The sequence below is a fragment of the Alteromonas sp. NFXS44 genome, from assembly GCF_040148705.1.
Taxonomy (GTDB): domain Bacteria; phylum Pseudomonadota; class Gammaproteobacteria; order Enterobacterales; family Alteromonadaceae; genus Alteromonas.
In genome coordinates, this window is record NZ_JAGDEA010000001.1 from 252,049 (window position 1) to 274,614 (window position 22,566).

22 protein-coding genes are annotated in these 22,566 nt (G+C 50.5%); 11 read left to right on the forward strand and 11 right to left on the reverse strand.

Annotated features, from left to right (window positions below; genetic code table 11):
* Positions 1–15 precede the first annotated feature (15 nt).
* Complete coding sequence (locus J3369_RS01100) at positions 16–939, reverse strand: nuclear transport factor 2 family protein (protein ID WP_349582750.1); 924 nt, start codon at positions 937–939, stop codon at positions 16–18.
* A gap of 70 nt (positions 940–1,009) precedes the next feature.
* On the opposite strand from J3369_RS01100, the gene J3369_RS01105 reads away from it, so the two are divergent.
* From J3369_RS01105 to J3369_RS01115, 3 genes are read left to right on the forward strand one after another with little or no spacing between them, the layout of a single operon-like run.
* Positions 1,010–2,497, forward strand: coding sequence for a TonB-dependent receptor (locus J3369_RS01105; protein ID WP_349582753.1), 1,488 nt, complete (start codon positions 1,010–1,012; stop codon positions 2,495–2,497).
* Positions 2,498–2,501: 4 nt separating this feature from the next.
* A complete protein-coding gene (locus J3369_RS01110) occupies positions 2,502–2,654 on the forward strand; it encodes a hypothetical protein (protein WP_349582756.1) in 153 nt (50 codons plus the stop codon).
* Positions 2,655–2,660: 6 nt separating this feature from the next.
* Entirely contained in the window at positions 2,661–3,074 is a 414-nt protein-coding gene (locus J3369_RS01115; RefSeq protein ID WP_349582759.1) for a TonB-dependent receptor domain-containing protein, read from the forward strand.
* A gap of 241 nt (positions 3,075–3,315) precedes the next feature.
* Here J3369_RS01115 and J3369_RS01120 read toward each other — a convergent pair whose 3' ends face one another.
* Entirely contained in the window at positions 3,316–4,242 is a 927-nt protein-coding gene (locus J3369_RS01120; protein ID WP_349582762.1) for an NAD-dependent epimerase/dehydratase family protein, read from the reverse strand.
* Positions 4,243–4,482: 240 nt separating this feature from the next.
* Here J3369_RS01120 and J3369_RS01125 point away from each other — a divergent pair, with 240 nt between their 5' ends.
* From J3369_RS01125 to J3369_RS01145, 5 genes are all read left to right on the forward strand, one after another.
* A complete protein-coding gene (locus J3369_RS01125; protein WP_349582765.1) occupies positions 4,483–4,770 on the forward strand; it encodes an antibiotic biosynthesis monooxygenase family protein in 288 nt (95 codons plus the stop codon).
* Between the two features lie 26 nt (positions 4,771–4,796).
* Entirely contained in the window at positions 4,797–6,125 is a 1,329-nt protein-coding gene (hisD, locus tag J3369_RS01130; protein ID WP_119499553.1) for a histidinol dehydrogenase, read from the forward strand.
* A gap of 8 nt (positions 6,126–6,133) precedes the next feature.
* Positions 6,134–6,907 carry an SDR family NAD(P)-dependent oxidoreductase gene (locus J3369_RS01135; protein ID WP_349582768.1) on the forward strand — a complete coding sequence of 258 codons (774 nt, stop codon included), beginning with the start codon at positions 6,134–6,136 and terminating at the stop codon, positions 6,905–6,907.
* Between the two features lie 2 nt (positions 6,908–6,909).
* Positions 6,910–7,332: a VOC family protein gene (locus J3369_RS01140; RefSeq protein WP_349582770.1), complete on the forward strand. Its 423-nt coding sequence runs from the start codon at positions 6,910–6,912 to the stop codon at positions 7,330–7,332.
* A 258-nt stretch (positions 7,333–7,590) separates the two neighbouring features.
* Positions 7,591–9,891, forward strand: a complete 2,301-nt coding sequence (locus J3369_RS01145) for a TonB-dependent receptor (RefSeq protein ID WP_349582773.1) — start codon at positions 7,591–7,593, stop codon at positions 9,889–9,891.
* Positions 9,892–9,972: 81 nt separating this feature from the next.
* Here J3369_RS01145 and J3369_RS01150 read toward each other — a convergent pair whose 3' ends face one another.
* Entirely contained in the window at positions 9,973–10,767 is a 795-nt protein-coding gene (locus J3369_RS01150; protein WP_349582776.1) for an SDR family NAD(P)-dependent oxidoreductase, read from the reverse strand.
* Positions 10,768–11,003: 236 nt separating this feature from the next.
* On the opposite strand from J3369_RS01150, the gene J3369_RS01155 reads away from it, so the two are divergent.
* The 3 genes from J3369_RS01155 to J3369_RS01165 are packed head-to-tail and all read left to right on the forward strand — an operon-like array spanning position 11,004 to position 14,629.
* Entirely contained in the window at positions 11,004–11,495 is a 492-nt protein-coding gene (locus tag J3369_RS01155; protein ID WP_349582779.1) for a cupin domain-containing protein, read from the forward strand.
* Positions 11,496–11,508: 13 nt separating this feature from the next.
* Entirely contained in the window at positions 11,509–13,362 is a 1,854-nt protein-coding gene (locus tag J3369_RS01160) for a phytoene desaturase family protein (protein WP_349582782.1), read from the forward strand.
* Positions 13,363–13,405: 43 nt separating this feature from the next.
* Positions 13,406–14,629, forward strand: a complete 1,224-nt coding sequence (locus tag J3369_RS01165; protein WP_349582785.1) for an MFS transporter — start codon at positions 13,406–13,408, stop codon at positions 14,627–14,629.
* Between the two features lie 148 nt (positions 14,630–14,777).
* On the opposite strand, the gene J3369_RS01170 is transcribed toward J3369_RS01165, so the two are convergent.
* The 8 genes from J3369_RS01170 to J3369_RS01205 form a co-directional block, all read right to left on the reverse strand.
* The gene (locus tag J3369_RS01170; RefSeq protein WP_349582788.1) at positions 14,778–15,530 is read right to left on the reverse strand and encodes an SDR family NAD(P)-dependent oxidoreductase; all 753 of its coding nucleotides are present in this window, start codon (positions 15,528–15,530) and stop codon (positions 14,778–14,780) included.
* Complete coding sequence (locus tag J3369_RS01175) at positions 15,527–16,504, reverse strand: fumarylacetoacetate hydrolase family protein (RefSeq protein ID WP_349582791.1); 978 nt, start codon at positions 16,502–16,504, stop codon at positions 15,527–15,529. The genes J3369_RS01170 and J3369_RS01175 overlap by 4 nt, the downstream gene beginning before the upstream one ends.
* Before the next feature lie 10 nt (positions 16,505–16,514).
* Complete coding sequence (locus tag J3369_RS01180; RefSeq protein ID WP_349582794.1) at positions 16,515–17,258, reverse strand: SDR family NAD(P)-dependent oxidoreductase; 744 nt, start codon at positions 17,256–17,258, stop codon at positions 16,515–16,517.
* A gap of 120 nt (positions 17,259–17,378) precedes the next feature.
* Complete coding sequence (locus J3369_RS01185; RefSeq protein ID WP_349582797.1) at positions 17,379–18,293, reverse strand: LysR family transcriptional regulator; 915 nt, start codon at positions 18,291–18,293, stop codon at positions 17,379–17,381.
* A gap of 111 nt (positions 18,294–18,404) precedes the next feature.
* Entirely contained in the window at positions 18,405–19,532 is a 1,128-nt protein-coding gene (locus tag J3369_RS01190; RefSeq protein WP_349582800.1) for an FAD-dependent oxidoreductase, read from the reverse strand.
* 2 nt (positions 19,533–19,534) lie between these two features.
* A complete protein-coding gene (locus J3369_RS01195) occupies positions 19,535–19,915 on the reverse strand; it encodes a Rieske (2Fe-2S) protein (protein WP_303573344.1) in 381 nt (126 codons plus the stop codon).
* Positions 19,899–20,831: a VOC family protein gene (locus tag J3369_RS01200; protein ID WP_349582804.1), complete on the reverse strand. Its 933-nt coding sequence runs from the start codon at positions 20,829–20,831 to the stop codon at positions 19,899–19,901. Before J3369_RS01200 ends, J3369_RS01195 begins: the two co-directional genes overlap by 17 nt.
* Positions 20,832–21,016: 185 nt before the next feature.
* On the reverse strand, positions 21,017–22,168 hold the full coding sequence (locus tag J3369_RS01205) for an alpha/beta hydrolase family protein (protein WP_349582806.1): 1,152 nt from the start codon (positions 22,166–22,168) through the stop codon (positions 21,017–21,019).
* Positions 22,169–22,566: the final 398 nt, after the last annotated feature.

The following is a 22,566-nucleotide window of genomic DNA, read 5'->3' on the forward strand; positions in this document are numbered from 1 at the left end:
CAGCCCCCGGCGATGTTACTTTTCAATGGCCACGATGCCGTAGGTACCGGAATTATCCGGATAGCTGGTGTCATCACAGTTACAATACGAGAAGGTTTCTGAGAACGTGTAATAAGGCTCCGGAATTCTTGGGTAAATCAACCCCGGACGTGATGGCGAGTAAACAGGATACGAATATGCCGGTTTTTTAAAGCCCGGCGGAAGTCCTTCCATGCGTTCTCCGGCTTCACGCATGGGGCCGGTATCTGCTTTGTGATCGGCCGCACCATTGATTACCGATAAATTCTCAATCATCGACTCAGGCAGGCCGGGCGTAAAATCGTAGGCCATTTGTAAATGCCAAATCTTCCATTTACCGTCTTCCAAAATGAAATCGCCGGCATACTTTTCCCAGAAAAAGACGCTGCCAACTTTAGCGTCGTCGCCTTCAATGTTGGCCATTAAGCCCATACCGGGTGAATACCAGATCCCATTCGCTGTTTTACCGTCACCGGCCACTTCAATCACCGGCGTGGTGTTGGTATGCATCGCCCACTCATGACCGGCGCCAAGATTCGATTCTTCCAGTTTCAGTTCCGGCATAACTTTCTGCATAGCTTTTAACGCCAGTTCACGGTTTTTCTGGTTTTCTTTGCCGTAGGCATTGCGCACAGTTTGCAAGCCGTCCATCACCCACAACGGGCTGGCAAAAACGGCAGAATCGGCAAACTTACCTTTCGCATCTACCCAAAGGGTGTCGACTTCTTCAAGGTTCATACCTGCAGCATGTAAATAGGCATGTTTGCTCATCACGTTTTGCATCTGAAGGGCTATGTACGCGTGCTCACCTTTGCTGATACACGGTCTGTTGACCGCCAAAGCTTCCCCGGATGCCAAAAAGCCGGTGGAGGTAGAGAGCAGCACTGCCATAGCGACTGCTTTTACTGATGAATTAATCATTATCTTTCCTTAACGTTGATTTGTGCCGGGCACAATTTGAGAATACGTTGATAAATCTTTCTAAATATTTATGGGAGCGCTCCCATGCTGTGGCGATGACATCACCAACCGCGGGGACAGCTCCTACGATGCTGCCATTAAAGGTACGCCGTCTGTGAAAGTGCAGGGCATTGCCCAGGGGGCTCAGGTGTTTATTCGTGGTGTGGGTTCCCAGATCGATCCTGCCTTCGCCGACCCGGCTGTGGCAACGCTGATTGATGGTGTGTATACCGGCAGAACCGAATCTGTGCAGGCGGGCACTTTCGACATCTCGCGAATCGAGGTATTAAGGGGGCCGCAGGGAACCTTGTATGGCAGAAACGCGTCTGGCGGCTCGATGAACGTTATCACCCGCGACCCGGTGTTGGGTGATTTGGAAGGCTACGTAACAGCTCAACTGGGCAAATTCAGTATGAAACGTCTGGAAGGCGCGGTTAATTTACCCGTCAGCGACGATTTTGCCATTCGTGTTGCCGGATATAAAAGTAGCCGGGATGGTTATTTAAGTGATGGCAGTATGGAAGATGACTCGTCAGCGTTACGGGTAAAAGCCCTGTACGTTCCTTCCGATGAAACCCGCGTGTTGTTCAAATACGAGAAATCCACCTATGAAGGCAATGCGGCCAATACAGTGCCGGTAGAAGGATGGGAAGGTAACCTCACATTTCCGCCGTTTCTCGCTGCTTTCGCCCCGGATGGTTGGGTGACGGACAATCCTGACGGCCCGTGGACAAACGACAAGTATCACCAACCCGGCCTCAACAAGCGTGACTCGGTTACTTATTCATTGCAGGCGAGTCAGGACTTTGACTGGGCCACAGTCAATGTGATTGCGGCTTATTCAAATCACGAAAACTCCGAGAAAACCAGTCATCTGTTCGGTATTACAGACCCGGATATCTTCCTCGCCTGTGGTTCAGCGGACTGTTACGACGATAATACCGGTAATGCAGATTATAAAACCGTTGAAGTACGCCTTGATTCACCGGCCAGCTCGGACGTAGTGTGGATGGTTGGCGGCTACTTTCTGAAAAGTCAGGGGGATGTGGGCGGTGACGGACAGGAGCTGACACTGGGTGACGCCATTTATACCTACAACCAGGCGTTCGCTCCCAGTGAAACAAAAGCCATTTTCGGACAGATGACTTATCCGTTGTCGGATACCCTGCGTCTGACAGGCGGCCTGCGTTTCAGTAATGATACCCGGGAGAACAGTTATGAGTTGTATGATCCCGAGGGTGTGCAACTTGAAACGGACAGTCAGACCACTGAAGACGACTCTGTCACGTGGAAAGCGGGTATAGAATATGATGTCAGCGACGATCAGCTTTTCTATGCGCATATTGCCTCCGGGTTTAAGCAAGGTGGCGTTAATACCACAGTGCCGGTGACGGATTTCGACCCGGAAGAATTGATCAGTTACGAAGCCGGTATGAAGAACACGCTGCTGGATAATCACCTGCAAGCCAACTTTGCCGTGTTCTACTATGACTACATGGATTACCAGGTACCTATATGACTACATGGATTACCAGGTACCTACGCTGCAAAATATTCCCGTTGGTGATACCGGCGAGATATCTACTTTCCCCGTGGTGCTGAATGCCGGAGACAGCTCTATTTACGGTGCTGAAGCAACATTTGACTGGATTGTGTCAGATGCCGGCAGATTGTAAGCGTCCATGAGCTATCTGAACACCGAATATGGCGAAACAGAGTTACCGGTCAACCCGTTTATCGACGGCGGCCCCTATCAACTTGAAGGGCGGGAAATGGTCAACGCGCCTGAGCTTACTGCGATGCTGGGTTATGAGCACAGCTGGTATCTTGACAGCGGCTCGCTGATTGCGGGCATCACAATGAATTACTCCAGTGACTATATGACTTCCATTGAGTTTTATGTGCCAGGAGCAAGGCAGGAAAGCTTCACCCGTACCGATGCAAGTATTCGTTATGAATCTGACTCAGACTGGACGCTGGGGCTGTGGGTGAGAAATATTGAAGACGAGGCGCAAACTACGTATGTATTTCCGGCATACAGACGTTTTGTTACTTCTCCCCGAACCTTTGGCTTAAATTTCACATACCGTTATTAACGGTATGCAGAAATCAAAAAAGCAGCTTTATAAAGCTGCTTTTTTTAATTCTTTTCGCAATTATGATGACGGCGATTCTGAAATTTCCGGTGATTCCGCATCTTCATTTTTTTCAATAATTTCCGGATTGCACATCGTTAAAATATCGCAAAGAAAATACATCATTTGGAATGTCTCCCGTCTGTAAGATGTACCGAATATACCGCTACACCAATAGCTTTACAAGGGTAAAACAATAAATTTACAAAAGCGTGTTTTTCACCAGTGCCGTAATGTCACCGTCGTGGCGGAATCCCGCATGCTCTGCGGCTGGCGTAAACAAAGGCGGCTGATTTCCAAATCCTTCTTCCAGCGCAGCATCCGGCTTCCAGCTCACCAGTTCTTCAGATGCGCCTGTCTGTGAGACAATTTCCCTTACCAAATCACGCATACTGGTTCTTACTGCTGGCAGCGTAACCACACGGCTTACCGGCATTTGTGAGCTGTCCAGCACGGCAGCATTCAAAAGGTTATTCACACATTGATTCACCGACATCAGCCACATGGTAGCCAGTTCAGACACCGGAGAAACATAAGGTTGACCGGCTTTGAGCAAATGGAAAACATCGCTTAAAAAGGCCGATTTCAGGCCACTTTTGGCCAGCGGGCGGGCGACAATGCCGGGCAGCCTTACTGTCACTGTATCGGCCAGTTTGCGGCGGGAAAAATCAGCCAGTGCTAACTCAATCATGGCCTTATGCGTGCCGTAGGTCATGGCCGGTACAATCGGGGCATTGTCGTCTACCACGTCAGGCATAGGAGCGCCGAGGACTGCTATCGTACTGGTATAAACTATACGAGGGCGGTGACCATTTTCGCACGCTTTTGAAAACAGGGTCAGTGTGCCATCCAGGTTCACCGTTTTGGAGAGTGCAGGGTTCTGTTCTGCTGCACCGCCGGGAACGGCTGCAAGGTGGAACAGAATATCACAGGGTGATGAGAACACGTCTGACAGCATGGTTTCATCAGAAAAAGGGGTTTCAAATGCCACAACCCGGTCATGATTTTTCAGGAAACCGGGTAATACCATATCAATGGCAATCAACTGCCAGTCCGGCTTTGCCAGAATAGCGTCACACAACTTTTGTCCTACGAAACCGCCTGCGCCGGTTACCACCACTCTTTTCATTTGTATTTACCTTTTTCTCATTGTGGATACAAATAATAAAACACCTTTTAAAGCGTAAATATTCGTTTTCCAGATACATTTTATTAATAAATCCGATTCGGATTCCACGCCCTAATTTCTTATAAATACACTCACTGATTTATACCTGTTGACTGCGTGAATTTGTTTGTCAGGAAAACATGCCTGAAATTAACAAAGCAACTAATCTGAAAATTTTGGAGTGAAAATATGGTGACAGAAATGGCGCGACTGGTCGTTTCTCCTGAGAACAAGATCCGGTTTGAAAAAGCGGTCTCTCTGGCTGTGGAACACTTCAAACAAGCAGAAGGTTGCCACAGCTTTGCTCTGGATGCAGTGATCGAGAACGAAGGCGAATATGTTTTGCTGGTGCGCTGGGACTCTGTCGAAGCGCATATGGAAACTTTCCGGCAGTCTGAAGGCTTTGCAGCCTGGCGGTCGCTGGTGTCTGAGTTCTTTATTGCCCCGCCGGCGGTGGTTCACACCAGAACAGTGATAGACGGCTTTTAATTACCCTATTTGTAACGGAGACCACCATGGCTATTTGGTTAAAGCGGGGCGCGGAAGCGCAGGTTAAAGCAGATGCTGACCGCAAAGTACGCGAGATTGTAGAAGCGACACTTGAAGACATTGAAAAGCGGGGCAATGCGGCTATCCGCGACCTTTCCGTTAAATTTGATAACTGGGACAGAGAAGATTACCGGCTGACAAAGGAAGAAATTCAGGCGTGTATGGACTCGCTGTCTCCGCAAGATCTGAAAGACATTGAATTCGCCCAGACGCAGGTGCGAAATTTCGCGCAAATTCAGCGCGACTCCATGAAAGATGTGGAAGTAGAAACCCTGCCCGGGGTGATTCTGGGGCACAAGAATTTGCCGGTAAACGCTGCCGGTTGTTATGTGCCGGGCGGTAAATATCCGTTGCTGGCTTCCGCTCACATGTCGGTTATCACCGCGAAAGTGGCCGGTGTTCCCCGTGTTATTACCTGTGCGCCACCGTTTAAAGGCAAACCCGCGCCAGCCATTGTTGCGGCGCAGGCACTGGCCGGTGCGGATGAAATTTACGCGCTGGGCGGTATTCAGGCTATCGGCGCAATGGCGCTGGGCACCGAAACTATCAGTGGTGTGGATATTCTGGTTGGTCCGGGGAATGCGTTTGTTGCTGAAGCGAAGCGTCAGTTATATGGCCGTGTAGGTATCGACTTATTTGCCGGCCCTACAGAAACCCTGATCATTGCTGATGAGTCGGTAGACGGTGAAATGTGTGCTACTGATATTCTTGGTCAGGTAGAGCACGGACCGGACAGCCCGGGTGTGCTGCTGACCAATTCAGAAAAACTGGCCAGAGAAACCATGGCAGAAATTGAGCGTCTGCTGGAAATTCTGCCTACTGCGGACCATGCCCGTAAAGCGTGGGAGACCTTCGGTGAAGTTATCGTGGCAGAAAGCTACGAAGAAATGGTGCAGATTGCTGACGAGATTGCCAGTGAGCACGTGCAGGTAATGACGGCTGATCCGGATTATTTCCTTAAAAACATGACTAACTACGGCGCACTGTTCCTTGGTCCGCGTACCAATGTGGCGTATGGCGATAAAGCTATCGGTACTAATCACACGTTGCCAACAAAGAAAGCCGCCCGTTATACCGGAGGTCTGTGGGTTGGCAAGTTCATTAAAACCTGTACCTATCAGAAAGTGGTTACCGATGAGGCTTCTGCATTAATCGGTGAGTACTGCTCTCGCTTATGTGGTCTGGAAGGTTTTGCCGGTCATGGTGAACAGGCAAATCTGCGGGTGCGTCGCTACGGCAATATTGATGTGCCGTATGCCGGAACGGTTACACCCACCGCAAAAACGAAGGTCTAGGAGTCACTATGGCAAACAGTACTTTACCGGCATTACCGGACTTTCGTCTGGAGGGTAAACGGGCACTGGTTACCGGTGCAGGGCGGGGCATTGGCCTGGCCATTGCTGCCGGACTGGCGGAAGCCGGGGCATCGGTAACACTGGTTGCCCGTTCGGCCGGCGAAATTCAAACTGCGGCAGAGGCAATTTGTGCGCGGGGAGATAAGGCGCAGGCAGAGGTGCTGGATGTCAGTGATCTTAACGCGGTGCGGGATTTTTTCGAACGGCACGACCCGTTTCATGTGCTGGTTAATAACGCCGGTACCAACCGGCCGAAACCGGTAACTGAAGTCACCGAAGACGACTACGATGCGGTACTTAATCTGAATGTGAAAAGCGCCTATTTCGTCGCACAGTCCTGTATTCAGCGCATGATTGAAGGTGGCGTTAAAGGGTCGCTGATTCATATCGGCTCGCAGATGGGGCATGTGGGCGGCGTTAACCGCTCGTTGTATTGTGCATCGAAATGGGCACTGGAAGGCATGAATAAGGCTATGGCCCTTGATCTCGCTCCTCACGGGATCCGCACCAACACTATTGCCCCCACGTTTATTGAAACACCGCTGACCAAACCCTTTTTTGAAGACAAAGCTTTTCTGGCTTCTGTGCTTGAAAAAATAAAAATCGGCAGGCTGGGTAACGTGCAGGATCTCATGGGCGCGGCATTGTTTCTGGCATCAGATGCATCCGCATTAATGACCGGCACCAGCCTGGTGGTCGACGGTGGCTGGACAGCGGAGTAAGCATGACTGATAACGTGTTACCGGAATTTATATTCCATCACGCCGGTGTAAGTGTGCCTGATCTTGAACAGGCAAAAGCCTGGTATGCCAGCGTGCTGGATTTCGCCACAGAGCGGGAATTTTACATTGAAGCTGCAAAGGCGAAGGTGGCCATGGTACGACGGGGCGACCTGCGCTTTGAAATATTTGAAGTGGAAGGGGCGGCTTCGTTGCCTGAAGAAAGGCGGCATCCACCGCAAGATGTAAAAACTCACGGCAATAAACATGTGGCGTTCAAAGTACCTGATCTGGAACGCTTTCTCGAAGTCGTGGAAGCACGGGGAGCCGATGTTGCCTTCGTGGTCAGGGAAAAGTTTGGTAAAGGCTGCTTTATCCGAGATTGTGCTGGCAACCTTATTGAATTTGTGGAAGAAAACAGAAGCTGATGCCTGTGCTTCTGTTATCTGAACTGGCAGCGTGGTCATCACGCTGCTTTTTTTTTGCCCGGATTTCACTATTGCCGTTACGAATATCTGGCATCGGTAATGACGATTTAATTTAATCTTCACGTTTCTCTATTGTTGTTCCGTTGTTAATCAATTGTGATTGCTCATAGCGGTTAGCCGGCGCACTATTTTGTCGCCAGGATAATAAAACCGCCCCGGCGTTTCACAAACGGATGAGAGAACCTGGAGTACAAACCTGTGAACAAAACGCGAATCCCTACCATGCTCGCCCTGGCTGTTGCTGCTGCCGTGACCCCGGCTTATGCACAATCAGACAATGAAAACGCGCAGTCCGGCCTGGAGGTCATTGAAATCACTTCCCAGCACCGTACTGAGAATGTGCAGAAAGCGGCTCTGGCGGTATCGGCCATTTCCACAAAGCAGTTGGAAAAGAGCGGTATCACGCAGCCTGATCAATTGTCATTTTTAGTGCCTGCACTGCAGATCAACAAGACCGGCGGCACAGGGAACAGTTTTTACGTACGGGGTGTGGGTACACAGGGAACGAACGCGTTTGCCGAAAACGCGGTGGCCTTCAACTACGACGGTGTTTACATTGGCCGTCCTGGCTCTGTGGTGGGCACCTTTTTCGACCTTGAGCGACTGGAGCTGCTGAAAGGACCTCAGGGAACACTGTATGGTCGTAATGCTACCGGCGGTGCTATTAATGTCATTTCCCGCAAGCCTGAGTTGGGCTACACCGAAGGCTACATCAGTGGCGGTATCGGTAATTACAATTCACGTCAGCTTGCCGGTGCGGTAAACGTTGCCGTCAATGACGACTCAGCTTTACGCATAGCTGGCCAGTGGGTCAGCCGCGACGGCTATTTATCAGACGGTTACGATGACGAAGACGGTAAAGCCTTACGGGTGCATTACCTGTATGCCCCAAGCGATAAGTACGACGTGCTACTGAGCGGTGACTATTACAAGGCGGGTGGCAAAGGAGCGGGCAGTGTACTGATCACCGACGGCGCGCCGGTAATTGATGAGCGGATTGGCGGGGCAGACCCGGCTAGTATTGCTGCATTTGAAGCGGCCCAACCCACATCTTTCTTCCTCAGCCGCCCTGAGTTTGTCAGTACCTACTTGGATTTTGAAACCTTCAATTTCTATGACGCTGACCAGGGGGTTGATTACGAAGGTTATCAGGACAGTACCTTCTGGGGCTTGTCCGCCACCATCAACGCCCATTTTGAAGGCGGCACGCTGACGGTCATTCCTTCTTACCGCGTGGCCGAGCCGGACACCACTTTCTATCTGCCGGGTTTCCCGGTCATCAACCAGGATGAAAACAAGCAAAGTGCTCTGGAAGTGCGTTTTGCGTCAAACGATACCGGTGCAATCAAGTATGTTGCCGGTGCATTTATTTATGCTGAAGATCAGAAAGCCATGTCCTGGGCGGCGCCCTTTTCCTTTGCTGCTTCATTGTGGGGACCGGCCGGTGAGTATGTTTACTCTGATTTAGGCACAGACAGTCAGGCTGTATTCGGCCAGATGACCTGGTCGGCTACGGATGATTTGCGCTTTACCTTAGGTGCCCGTTTTACTGAAGAAGAAAAAGAGATGCAGGTGCGCCAGTCACCGCTGACGCTGGAAACGTACGACTTATACGACTTCAACAATACGCCCGACACTGTGCAGGCACAAGACGAGCGCTCATTCAGTAACTTCACCTACCGGGTGGGTATTGAATACGACGTGAATGCGGATTCCATGCTGTATGTGAATTACACCACCGGTTTTAAATCTGGCGGCTTCTTCGCTGACATCGTGGATAATTCTTTTGAACCGGAAGAAATCGGCGCGCTGGTGGCCGGTAGTAAAAACCGCTTTATGGACAACCGGCTGCAACTGAACATTGAAGCCTTTTACTGGGACTATACTGATCAGCAGGTGAGCTATCTGGGTTACTTACCGTCCGGCGCATTTGGTTCCCTGACCCGTAACGCCGGCGCTGCCATCATGCAGGGGGCAGAGGTGGATGTTCAGTATGCTGTCAGTGATTACGGTTTGCTGAAAGCGAATATTCAGTACCTGGATGCCAGCTACGACGAATTTGTTTATGATGGTGCCGGTGCTGATACAACCGTCACCACCTGTGCAACCACCGCCGATGAAAGTGGTGCGAGTCTGGTAGTAGATTGTTCCGGTAAGCCTGCTCTGAACAGTCCGGAATGGACACTGAACCTTGGCTACGAACACACGTTTGAGCTGAGTGACGGTTTGTATCTGGTGGGTTCAATCTGGCATCACTACGAAACTGAGCGCTATGTGGATATTGGCTATCAGGATTCCCAGAAGCAGGATGCTGTGGGGGTAACAGATTTATCATTCACTCTGGATAACGGCGGCGCATGGTCGGTAACTTTATACGGCAATAATATTACCGATGAAACGGTGATCACGGCTGCGATGTCACGACCCGCATCATCAGCTACCTATGCGGCATTGAAAGCCCCCCGAACTTATGGGGTCAGAGCGAAGTACAACTTCTGATAAACAGACAAAAGAAAACCCCGCTGACATTGACTGTCAGCGGGGTTTTTTATTTGCCAGACCATTCTTACCAGGCAATATTTACCAGGCAATAGCACCGGCATCAATGGAAAAATCTGCGCCGGTAACAAAGCTGGCTTCGTCACTGGCAAGATAGGTGGCGCACCAGGCAATGTCCTCCGGTTTGCCTAAACGGCCAAGCATGTTTTTCACCATCACATTACTGAGGAATCCTTCATCTTCAATTACCGGCGCTGTAGCGCCTGTTACTATAAGACCCGGTGATATGGTGTTTGCCCGCACTCCGTGAGGGCCGCCTTCCATCGCCAGCTGTCGGGTCATCGCCAGTACACCCCCTTTGCCCGCACAGTGCGCCAGTGCAGCAGAACCTTTTAAAGCCTGGTAAGCGTTGGCAGAAGCAAAATTAATCACAGAACCGGCACCGGATGCCTTCAGATGTGGCCAGAATGCCCGGGTAACCAGATACACCGAGTCCAGCTCTGCTTTTAAGGTTAACTGCCAGTCGGCATAGGTCATGTCTTCTATCCATTTAAACACGGCGGTGGCCGCCGCATTAACGATGATATTCAGTGACCCGGTTAACGCCGTTACTCTTTCACGCAGATTATCGATGTCATCTTCATCGGTAAGGTCAGCGGGACAGGCGAATTGCAAAGACAAACCTTGTGCCTGCGCTTCTTCTACCGTGCGCAACGCCGCTTCTTCATTAATGTCTGTGCCTATGACCGTCGCGCCCTGCCTGGCGAACATGAGCGCACAACCTTTACCGATGCCATCGCCGATACCTGTGACCAGTGCGGTTTTCCCTGCCAGACGGCCGTTTTGTTCTGAAACCCTGTTACTTTCGCTTTGCATATTCTTTCCTCTGAATTATTTGAATTAAGTGTAAAAAATGTTGCGAAAGTTTGAAAATTTGCGTTACTGATGAGCTGAATCCCCCGCACAGATAGTGTGTTGTCACAGGCAAACCGCGTTGCTGTTGTGAATCATTTGTTATTGGAATGTGTGGTATCGGCATAACCGATTTGTGCGCACATCGCCTGTCAGTACACTTTGAGTCATAACACGAACATGCTCAAAAAAGGTAAACGATGGGACGACTTAAAGATGTACGCCGTGTGGTAACGGGGCACGATGAAAATGGCAGATCGGTTTTCAAAGACGATCAGGCTTTTGAAACAAAATTAATTCCCAGCGGTGATGCGGAGTTTGCTCTTGTCTGGACAGCGCCTGATTTGCCGGTGGAAAACAATGATGAAACCGACGGTCGTTACCGTGATGCCGGACTCACTTTGAACGGCGGTTCTGTGATCCGTGTGGTGGATATGCTGCCGCAATCGGCGTCGCCTTTTCACCGCACCAACAGTCTGGACTACGGCATTGTGCTGCAGGGCCAGCTGGAACTGGAGCTGGACGATGGCAACAAAACTCTGCTTCATGCCGGTGACATCGTAGTGCAACGGGGCACTATCCATCTGTGGCGGAATCCGTCTGACAACGAAGTATGCCGTATTGTTTTTGTACTTACAGAAGCAACGCCGGTAGAAATTAACGGTGAACCTCTGCCGGAAGTTCACCCTTAACAGGAAGTAAAAAATGGCTGATTTTGATGTAATCGCAATGGGCGCAGGCCATAACAGTCTGACAACGTGCGGATATCTGGCAAAAGCCGGAAAGAAAGTACTGCTGCTGGAGCGCCATGACTACGCCGGTGGCGGTGCAGCCACACAGCAAATCCTGACGCCGGGGTATCACCACGATCTGCACTCCAGTGTGCATATTATGATTCAGGCGAATCCGCTGATCACCAACGATGAACTGGATTTATTCAAAAAGTACGGCATGGATTACAAATATTCTGACGTACCCCACGCCACTATTTTTGCCGACCAGTCTGCGTTGATGACCTACAAAGATCTGGATAAAACCTGCGAAGGCATGGCGAAAATTTCTCTGCGTGATGCTGACGCGTACCGTCGTTTCGTGGAACTGGGCCAAAGCATGCTGCCAATGATCATGCCCGGCATGTATAAGCCTCAGCCTCCTCTGGGCGCGCTGATGGCAATGCTGGACAGCAGCGAAGAAGGCCGCGTGATGATGGACATGATGCAACGCAGCAGCATGGATATCATCAACACCTGGTTTACCCACGACAAAATCAAAATGCACATTGCCCGTGCGGTGTCTGAGAACCTGCAGTTGCCTGATGAGCTCGGCACTGGCATGGGGACGGTGATGTTTACGGCGCTTATGCACACCTACGGTGTGGCACAACCCTGGGGCGGCTCCGGTAAGCTCTCTGAATCTATGGTCCGGGCCATTGAAGCCAGCGGCGGTGAAATTCGTTATAACAGCGAAATCAGGCGCATCCTGGTGTCAGGGGGTAAAGCCAAAGGCGTTGAACTGACCACCGGCGAGAAAATCATGGCCCGTGATGCCATTATTGGATCTATGCATCCCCACAAAATCCGCCAGTTTGTTGATGGCGTGTCTGAACCTGTACTCAAGCGTGCTGAAAATGCCAGTCTGGCTGCATTCAGTTTGTTTGTTTCTCACTACGATCTTCGCGAACCCGTGCAATTCCGGACCGCAGAAAAAGACGTGGAAAAAGCCATCATGCTTACCCTTTGTCAGCATGAATCCATGGCGGATATGCAGCGTGACTTCGATGCCCTGAAGCGGGGTGAACTCACCGACATGATGTTCTCTGCCGGTAATGATGAATCGAAAACCGATCCTACCCGTGTGCCCAAAGGGACCGGTATGTGGCACAGCACAGGTTTTGCGCCGTTCAACCTGCTTGAAGGTGGCAGCAGCCGCTGGGATGACATTCGTGAAGCTTACGGTGAAGAGCGCCAGAAGCAACAGGGTAAGTTTGTGTCGAACCTGAACAGCGACAATATCATCGCTCATAAATTCTATACGCCACTGGACCTGGAGCGTAATTCTCCGAACTCCATGGTGGAAGGTGATGTGCACGGGGTTGCACCGTATTTCTATCAAAGTGTGGGGCACCGACCTACGCCGGATCTCGGTCAGTTTAAGGTGCCGGGTATCGATTCACTGTATCTGGTGGGTCCGTCAATGCCGCCTGCCGGTGGTGTGGTGGGTGCGGGTCGCGCCGCTGCCATGGTGATGTTTGAAGATCTGGGTATGGATTTCGACAGCACGTTCCAGACCGGCGAAAGTAAATCCAAAAATACCATGAAGGCCAGAACACAGGCGCCGGATGACGGTGCAGTGAGACTGTTCGACGAAAACGATGCTGAACTGATGACGGTAGACAGCATTGATACACAAGATGATGAGCTGGTGGTACGGGGCAAAACCTTCGGCACCATGCCACTGACTGCCCGTCTGGGGCCCGGAGACTTACGCAGAGCCACGAAGATGGCGCTGTCTCCGGCGAATTTTATGACAATCGTAAAAATGCTGTTCAGCAAAGACTAAACAATAACAACTCTACTACGGAAAGGCTCCGGGAGGACGCAACATGGTTACCAGAAAGGCAGGTACGATACAGGGAATTATTCTGATACTTCCTATTACACTCACAGTGATGGGGGCCGTGTTGTTAGCGCCAATCATGCCATTGCTTATGCAGGCCTTCGGGCATATTGAACATGCAGATTACCTGGTGCCTATTCTTATCTCGATTCCGGCTTTATGTATTGCACTCGGTGCACCGCTGGCGGGCTGGGTGGCAGACAAAGTGGGACGCAGAAAGCTGCTTATCTGGGCAATTGGCTTATATTCCGTATGCGGTGTATTGCCTTTGTTTATCACCACCTATCCGCCATTGTTATTGTCACGTATTGGTGTGGGTCTGTGTGAAGCGATCATTATTACCTGTAGTACAACCCTTATCGGTGACTACTTTTCCGGTGCACAGCGGGACAAATGGTTAGGCAGTCAGGCGGCACTGGCGTCACTGACGGCGATGTTACTGTTTCCTGTTGCGGGATGGTTGGGGCAGCAGTACGGCTGGCAGGGACCATTCGCCATCTACGGTTTAGCGTTCCTGTTTATGATCGGCGTGATTGTATTTACCTGGGATGTGACTAAGCAGGAAGCGGCAGAGACCGAAGTCGCGGCAAGGCCGGCACAGGCAGACATGCCAGGAGCGCAGTTCCCCTGGGCACACATGGTTAAAGTCTGTTTCTTTACGCTGGTGGGCGGTGTGATGTTCTACATCCTTCAGTTCCAGTTAAGCAGCGCGCTGGCAACGTTTGATATTCAGGATACCGGCCAGGCTGGTCTGATGCTGGCTGTTGCAAGTATTGGTGTACCGGCCGGTGCAATTGCTTACCGCTACATTCACAAACTGCTCAATACACAAAAACTCATTCTGCTGGAGTTTGCGATTCTGGCGCTTGGCTTCTTTGGTATGTCGCAGGCCGATACACCGCTAATGCTCATTGTCACCGGATTTATCAATCAGTTCGGTGCCGGTATGGTGCTGCCCACCATGCTGACCTGGGCGGTATCTCCTCTGGTATTCAGTTTCCGCGGCCGGGGTACGGGGATCTGGCAATCAACGTTCGCTGTTGGTCAGTTTGTGTCTACCGTCAGCTTCTCCTTTGTGTTGCAGCAGGTGGGTGGTAATAACTTCCAGGGTGCATTTATGGTGTTCTCTGTGGTGGCGGCTGCCATGTGTGTAATGACACTGCTACTGATAAAGCCTGCACGTCCGGTGAATACGGCGATGGCGCTTTAAATCAGTCGTCAGCGGCTCTTTAAAGAGCCGCTCACTGAGAAGACTAAAAACCCCGCTACAGACCTTCTGTAGCGGGGTTTTTTAATTAGCTTCTGAATCGATGGATATGATGACGGTACGACTACACCTTATTTCCGGCAGGTAACAGCTAACAATCTGAGACCAGTGTTCCCCCGTCAACCACTATATCTTGACCTGTTGTAAAGCCACCGGCTGCACTGGCCAGATAAAGTGCCGTAGCGGCAATTTCATCTGTTGTGCCAAGGCGGTTAAGGGGTGTTTGCTGCATACGTTTCGTCATAAACGCAGCGTCTGCCTGCAGGTGTTTCGATAACGGCGTATCGATAAGACCCGGGCAAATACAATTGGCGGTTATGCCATATTTACCTTGTTGTACCGCGTAATTGCGGGCGAGTTGAGACAGCCCTGCTTTCGTGACCGAATACAGCCCTAAGGCCGATGTGCCACGTTTGCCTGCAATGCTGCCCACGTAAATTAGCCGTCCGCCACCCCGCTGCTGCATGCCTTTAACTGCGGCAGCAGACAGTAACTGGGCTGACAGCAGATTAATTCTCATGGTACGCAACCAGTCGGCCTCAGCGCAGTCGTCCATGCTTCCCACATGACCTTCAATGCCTGCGGTGTGAATAACAATGTCTACCGGCGCATTCTGAATATGCTGAATGAGCGCATCAGCACCGCCTTCAGCACTGAAGTCTGCTGGTATGTAAACTGTGCCGGGCGGTGTGTCAGGGAAACTGTTCTCACGGTCTGCCAGAATCAGTTTTGCACCTGCCTCACGAAAAAGGCTGACAATAGCGCTACCTATTCCGCCCAGTGCGCCGGTTACTACTACACGCTTATTTTCAACGCTGAACAAAGAGGTGATACCGGATGTCATGGTTTTACCATGACATGTTCAATTTTACCGAACAGACTCTGACCAAGATGATTTTTCACATCAAATGTCAGAGATTCGCCATACTTCAGAAATCCGGTTTTCACTTCACCAAATTCCAGAATGTCCAGTGCACGTCGCTCTGCCAGACAGGCCGATCCGGTTTCTTTCCAGTTTTTACTGGATACCGTGCCTGAACCTAAAATCATACCGGCTTTGATGTTGCGGTTGTACGTGATGTGCTGAAGGATTTGCCCGAAAGAAAAGTCCATCTCGCCGCCATTTGGGTGACCAAACCATTCTCCGTTCCGGCTCACTTCCATGTTCAGGTGCATACGTCCGTCTTTCCAGGCATCTCCAAGTTCATCCGGGGTAACCGCCACCGGTGCAAACACCGTCGCCGGCTTTGCCAGTATAAAGCCAAAGCCCATTTGTAATTCACGGAACAGATGCTTACGCATGCTCATGTCATTTAAAATGGTAATCAGCTTTACTTTGTCCAGCGCTTCAGAGGCTGACGCCCCCATTGGAATATCGCCGGTGATCACTGCAAATTCCCCTTCAAAATCGGCATTATCTTCTTCAGAAGGGAATGCATAATCTTCATGGGGCCCCATAAAGTCATCGCTCTGACGCTGAATAAGAATAGGGATGTTTGGATCTTTCTTCACATCCAGGTCGAAGGCCTTTTCCATAATGTTGCCATGGTTTAAAAATGCCGAAGCATCAATGAACTGGTGGCAGCGGGGCAGGGGCGCCATAGCCTCCTGAGGATTAAACGCGAATGCGCCTGAAACCGCATTATCATTAAGCTTGTCGTAAACGGCGGTGAGATCAGCAAGCACCGCGTCCCAGTTTTCCAGTGCCAGCTGCATGGTTTTAGCAATATGGGAAACGTCTGCTGCCCGGGTTAAATCACGGGATACCACTACAAGGGTTCCGTCTCGGGTCCCGTTTTTCAGTGTTGCCAGTTTCATTGCGCTCTCCTTAAAAGTTAACGCCGCCGTCGCAGTTGATGGTTTGCCCGGTAACAAAGCCGCATTCTTCCGATGTCAGGAACAATAATGCGCCGGTTAAATCCTGAGGCTCTTCGGTTTGCTTAATCAGTTGCAGGTTATTTTTTACGTTATCGAATAACTGCGGGGGTAAGTTTTTTGCCGATTCCGGCGTACGGGTAAGTCCGGGGGAAAGGGCATTGACTCTGACACCGGAAGAACTGAATTCCGCTGCCAGTGCACGGGTGAGACCAATACCCGCCATTTTGGTTGTTACATACGCTGAAAACCCGGGCATAGCCGTGCCGGTGGTGCTGGAAGCAATCTGAACGATGCGTCCGTAGCCCCGTTCAGCCATACCCATACCGAAGGTTTTGCCCAGAATGAATGCTGCTTCTACATTAATGGCTTCAAATTTTCGGAAGGTGGCTAAATCAAGTTCCGCCAGTGGTATTACCGGCATAAAAGCCGCGTTATTAACCAGAATGTCTACCTGACCGAATTCACTGAGTACGTTGTCAGCAAACTGCGAAACCTGTTCTGCGTCTGACAAATCAACAATTTCACTGTAAGCCCGCTGACCGGTGTCACGAATTTCTGCCACCACGCCGGATGCATCCTGAATGTCGGCTATGGCGATATCGCATCCCCGTGATGCCAGAGCGAGAGCGAATTCCCGCCCTAATGCACCGGCTGCGCCGGTAATTACTGCTATTTTGCCTTGATGTCCCGGCATATTTTTTCTCCGCAATGAGTTGTGAAGAAAGTGTAACAGCGGGGCTTTTCAGGGAATATTTGATTTGGTAAACAGCGACTATCTGTTTTACCGATAGTCGCTGTGAAGCTTGTATTGTGGTCAGCCGAAGGTTTGACGGGCTGTGGTGATGATTTGCTCACGCAACCATACCAGTGCCGGGTCATGATCACGGTATTTGTGCCACTGCAGTGCCCAGGCGATTTCCGGCAGCGGTTTAGGGAGCGGCACAATTTTTATCGGGATGAGTTTTTGCCAATGCCCGGCGAGATGCTGGTAAACCGTGGCAATTCTGCCGGTGCCCGGCAAAAATTGGGGAATGGCGTTAAAAGTCGAAGTAATAATTTCCACATTAGGTTCAACCCGCCACTGATCTTTCATCAGTACCTGGTCCTGGCTGGTTACCCGGCTGGTACCGAATTTTACTGTAACGTGCCCGAGGTTAAGAAACTCATCCATGGTCATGTTGCCATGCACTGCATCGTTCTGTGCGCAGGCAATGCTGACAAATTTCTCAGAAAACAGTTCTACTGAAGGGTGATGATCAACCTTTACCGATGTGGGCATGATCATAAAATCCACTTCTGCACGGTCGAGCATTTCCCCGGGTTTATTGGTAGGGATGAAAAATTCAAACTGGATCCCCGGCGCCAGGGTGTTGATATGCTTAGCGACTGCTGTGAGTAACACTGTGCTGCTGTAATCGCCGGCCAGAAATTTAAATTTCCGGTTACAGGTAAACGGGTCGAATTCAATGCCCCGTTCTACCGTCGCCTGAATTTGCAACAGGATATTGTGAACCGGTTCGGCCAGGCTTTCTCCCAGCGGGGTAGGCTGCATTTTCGCACCCACCCGCACCAGTAAATCGTCATTGAAGAATTCCCGCAACCGCGCCAGTGCACCGCTGGTGGCAGGCTGACTCAAACAAATACGTTCAGCTGCCAGCGTAATACTGCGTTCGGTCAGCAAGGCATCCAGTGCCACCAGTAAATTGAGGTCGAGTCTGTTTAAACGCATGAGAAAACCTGCATGAAAGCCCTAAAGCATTAGTATCATTTTTTAACTATATGATTACAACAAAGAAAACATTATTTTACTTAAGGCTTTCGTATTACTAATAAGCAGGTGTTAAATTGGCGCCATTAATGCGCTCATGGTCAACGCCATAACCTGAATATGCTCTACTTTTGAACCACCGGTTTGCTCAATTTCACCTAAGCGTTTTGAGTTAGTCACTATCATGCTGCAACGGGGCCAGCGGCGATTCTCAAAGCGGGTGAAGATCTCTTCTACCTTGCCACCTGATGCAATTTCATCGGCTATCACCACTGCATCTTCATGGCCCATACCCGCGCCTGATGCCAGATGGGGTGTTGTCGCATGCACTGCATCCCCCATCAGCAATATGCGGCCTTTAAACCAGGAGCGGGGCATGATCATCCCTTCCAGCGGGCGTGCCAGAATACTGGATGACTCAGAGAGTTCTGCTTTTACTGCTTCAATCACCGGTGCAGTAAAAGGCGCAATCAAGTTCTGGAGGTAAGGCAGTAGCTCATCATCGGGGATTCGGGATTTTTTTGGCCGTTGTTCGGTATAGTTCAGGTACATGTGGGTGGATGACACCGGGGTAAACCCTAATTTACCGTTGCTTCCGTAAAACAATGCCGGACGTTCAAGGCCATGACGCTCCACCACCGCGCGCCATACCACCTGACCGGTATATTGAGGCACCGGTGCACCGGCAAAATACTGTTCACGGGTTTTAGAAAATACACCATCTGCGGCCAGTACCATGTCAAACACATGCTCAGAGCCATCTGTCAGAAGTGCTTTCATGCCGTCTTCCTGCTCTGTCAGTGTTTCGTAGGTGCAGCCAAGATGAACATGTACGCCGCTTTGCTGCACTTTTTCAGCCAGAATGCCGGCAAGTACCGGGCGCATGATGCCGCCACCGCCGGTAATACTTGAGCCGGGCACCGCAGGGGTAACAATTTGACGCAGGAATGTACCGTCTGCGGTGAGCATGTCGACGTTCTGGCAAATAGCACCGTGGCGGCGGAATTCGTCAATCAGGCCAATCTGCTCTATGGCTCGCAGCGACGGACCGCTAACGGTGATACCGGCACCGTCTGTTTTCCATTTTTCATCCAGCTCAACAAGGTGTACTTCTATTCCCTGTTTACTTAGCAGAATGGCTGTAGACATTCCGGTGAAGCCGCCACCGACAATTAGCACTTTATTTACTGATGATGTCATGTTCATGCTCTTTTTGTTTCTGAGTCCGGGTACCAGACCAGATCCCCGTGACTGTTTATTTCTACCTGTACCGGCGTTAAGTGACTCCCTTTACAGGGGCCGGAAATACATAAACCGGTGTTGCGTTCGAACAGTGCGCCGTGTGAGCCGCATTTAATGAACTGGCCAGACCCGTCCAGAAAAGCATCTTTTTTCCAGGCCATGGACGCATGTTCGTAGCCCTTGTGCGGACAACTGTTACGAAAAGCAGCAATACTGCTCTGGCCGGTTCTCACTACAAAAATAGACGCTGCCTGCTGTGCGCCGGTGCTGAAGCCCTTACTGGTATTCAGCGGAATATCGTCCAGCGCACACAGGGTGATGCCATCAGTGCGGATCGCCACCGGGCATCCATTTTTTCACCAGAGTGAAATTGAAAATTTGCGAGGCGTCTGCGCTGGCCATGGCTTCCCGTGGCATCCAGCTGTCATCATGCAGATCCATGTCTGCATCGTATTCAACGTGCACACCCATGGGGCTGTTGAAGTACCAGAAGTAGTTTGAACCGAAGATATGCCGGCCCGGACCCCAGAAGGTTTCGTAGCCTTTATCCTGAAAACGCTTACCCGCCAATAGCAGCTCGTTTGGCCCGGCCAGGTGGAAAGTAAAATGCTCACAACCCTGCATATGCGGCGGGGTATCAATGAGAAACAGGGAGTGGTGATCAAGAGTGCCCTGCGGGCGCAGAAACGGCCCCAACTGGGTGAAACGATCGGCAACCCGGAACCTGAGTCTGTCGATGTAGAACGACTCAGCCTCTTTAATATTCGGGACAAAATAGACGACGTGGGACAAGCTGGCAGGAATGATAACGTAGCTGTCATCTGCGCCGGGTTCATTCACCGGACGCTGTGGTGCGAAACCCGGAGAATTAATATGCTCATTTTTACCGGTAAACGCCCTACGGCAGGTGATTTGAAACTTCAGTGCAAAACCGCTGTTGTCCAAGGTCGTCAAGCTACCGTCGTCACCCGTGATTACTTCACGGTCAGTGCTCAGTTCCGCCCTGATGGCATCAAGCGTGGCCTGGTTATCTACGCCATACACGGTTTGTCTCAGCATTGATGCAGTAGGTAAGGGGGCTGGCAAAGTTTCATTATCTTTGTGCCTGATGATAACAGCGGTGCCATCCTGTCCTTCGAAGCGGCCACCTTCATCAGATACTTCCACAGGAACAAGACCGTAATCGGTGAGGTACTGGCAACAAGCCTGTACGTCGTCAACACCGAATACCAGTTCGTCTAAACCAATAATATTCATGGTAAATCCATCATTTCTTAAACTTAAAAGCAGTGTAGAGAGATGGGGGGCGGGTTTGAAATCGCTTGATTGGATGAAGGTTATTTACAACTCAGATACAGGATAGAAACAATTGACGGACAGATGGAACAAGCACACCGGAGAGGATCCCGGTGTGCTTTTTGGTGTTCAGCTTTAAAAACGTGTTACTTCATTTTCTCAAATTGTGCTGCGCACCAATCGGCAATGTAATCCCGCATGCCGGTACCGTTGTCGGCGCCACAGTGTTCAATTTCAAAGTCTTTTTTTGTGAATACACGGATATGGCGGTGTGCACTGTTTACTGCCTGTTCATATGAACGATAGGCATTGCTTACCGGAATCTGGCGGTCGCCTTCACCGTGGGTAACCAGAAACGGCATCTTCATTTTTTCGATTTGACCATCCAGTGTCACATTAGGCATATAAGCCATAAAGTCATCGAGGTTTTCCTTTCCCCATACCCACAGAACGTGATCCCAATAATGTGGCACAGGGTTTTCACCTTCACGCTCCATGCGTTCCTTTTGTCTCTGGCCCCAAACATGGTTAGCACCCATCACTGCGCACAGCGCAAAACGGGGTTCATTTGCAGCTGCACGTGGCGCGTAATAACCACCCAGTGACAGTCCGAAAATGCCAATCCGGCTGGCATCCACATCATCACGGGATGCAAGATAGTCAAATGCCGGTGTTGCCCATTTTTCTGTATCGTACACCGCAGTCAGACCGCGTTTACGCAGTGCTTCTCCGGTACCGGGCTGATCCACAAACAAAGTGTACATGCCCCGGTCCAGGTTAGATTTACCATGACCCGCCATGTTTACCTGTTCTTTCATTGAGTCCAGGCCATTGACTGAAACCAGCGCCGGACGCTTAATGCCACTGCCGTCGTGAACAAAAATGGCGGGATAAGATGTGCCTTCGTAAGGAATATCCACAAAATCCACATGCAAACCGCTGCACTCTACGTGTTTACGGTACAGCGCCAGTCCTTTGTCGTAAGCTTCCCAACGGGGAGCATAATCTCTGGATTGCATGCGTTCGGCAGACAAATAGTAACCGGATGCGCGGGCGTACTTTGTGCCGGCAGACAACAAATAGCCTTCTTCTTCATCTTTGCGGGCGTTCTCTTCGACCTGCTTTGCCACAGCAATCCAGCTGTCAAAAAGCAATTCAGTACCGGCATCTTCGCCATTAGCCGCTGCCTCCAGAATAGGCCGGCAAGCTTCATCCACTTCACCGTGATTGCCGCCGCATACGAGCGCCAGATTAACTTGCAGATTCCAGACGTAATTGCCCTTGAACGGTTCGAACATAACGGACTCCTGATACGGACAGACAAAGCCTGCCCTGATTTTTGAAAAATAAATTTATCCGTTCATCTTTGCCCATCATCGAAGAAGCTTTCAACGAAATCCGCATCGTTTATCCGGAATGACCCTATCGCCCCGGCGAATACTCAAGGTAATGGCAGTGTAGTGAAGAAAGTGGAGTAACGGTGTCAGAGAAAAATAAATAAGGGTACAGATAGTTTGTTACCTGTAAATGACTATCGATATCATTTGTTAAGCGCCTTTACAAAATGCTTGCATTCAAACGCATGTTTAATATATAACCTACCTGTTACATTAAATTAACTTTTTAAGCGTTTAATGCAACAAAAAGGGCGATGAAGAGAGAAATAGCCCGATACGCGAAATGTGTGATGGGGTCT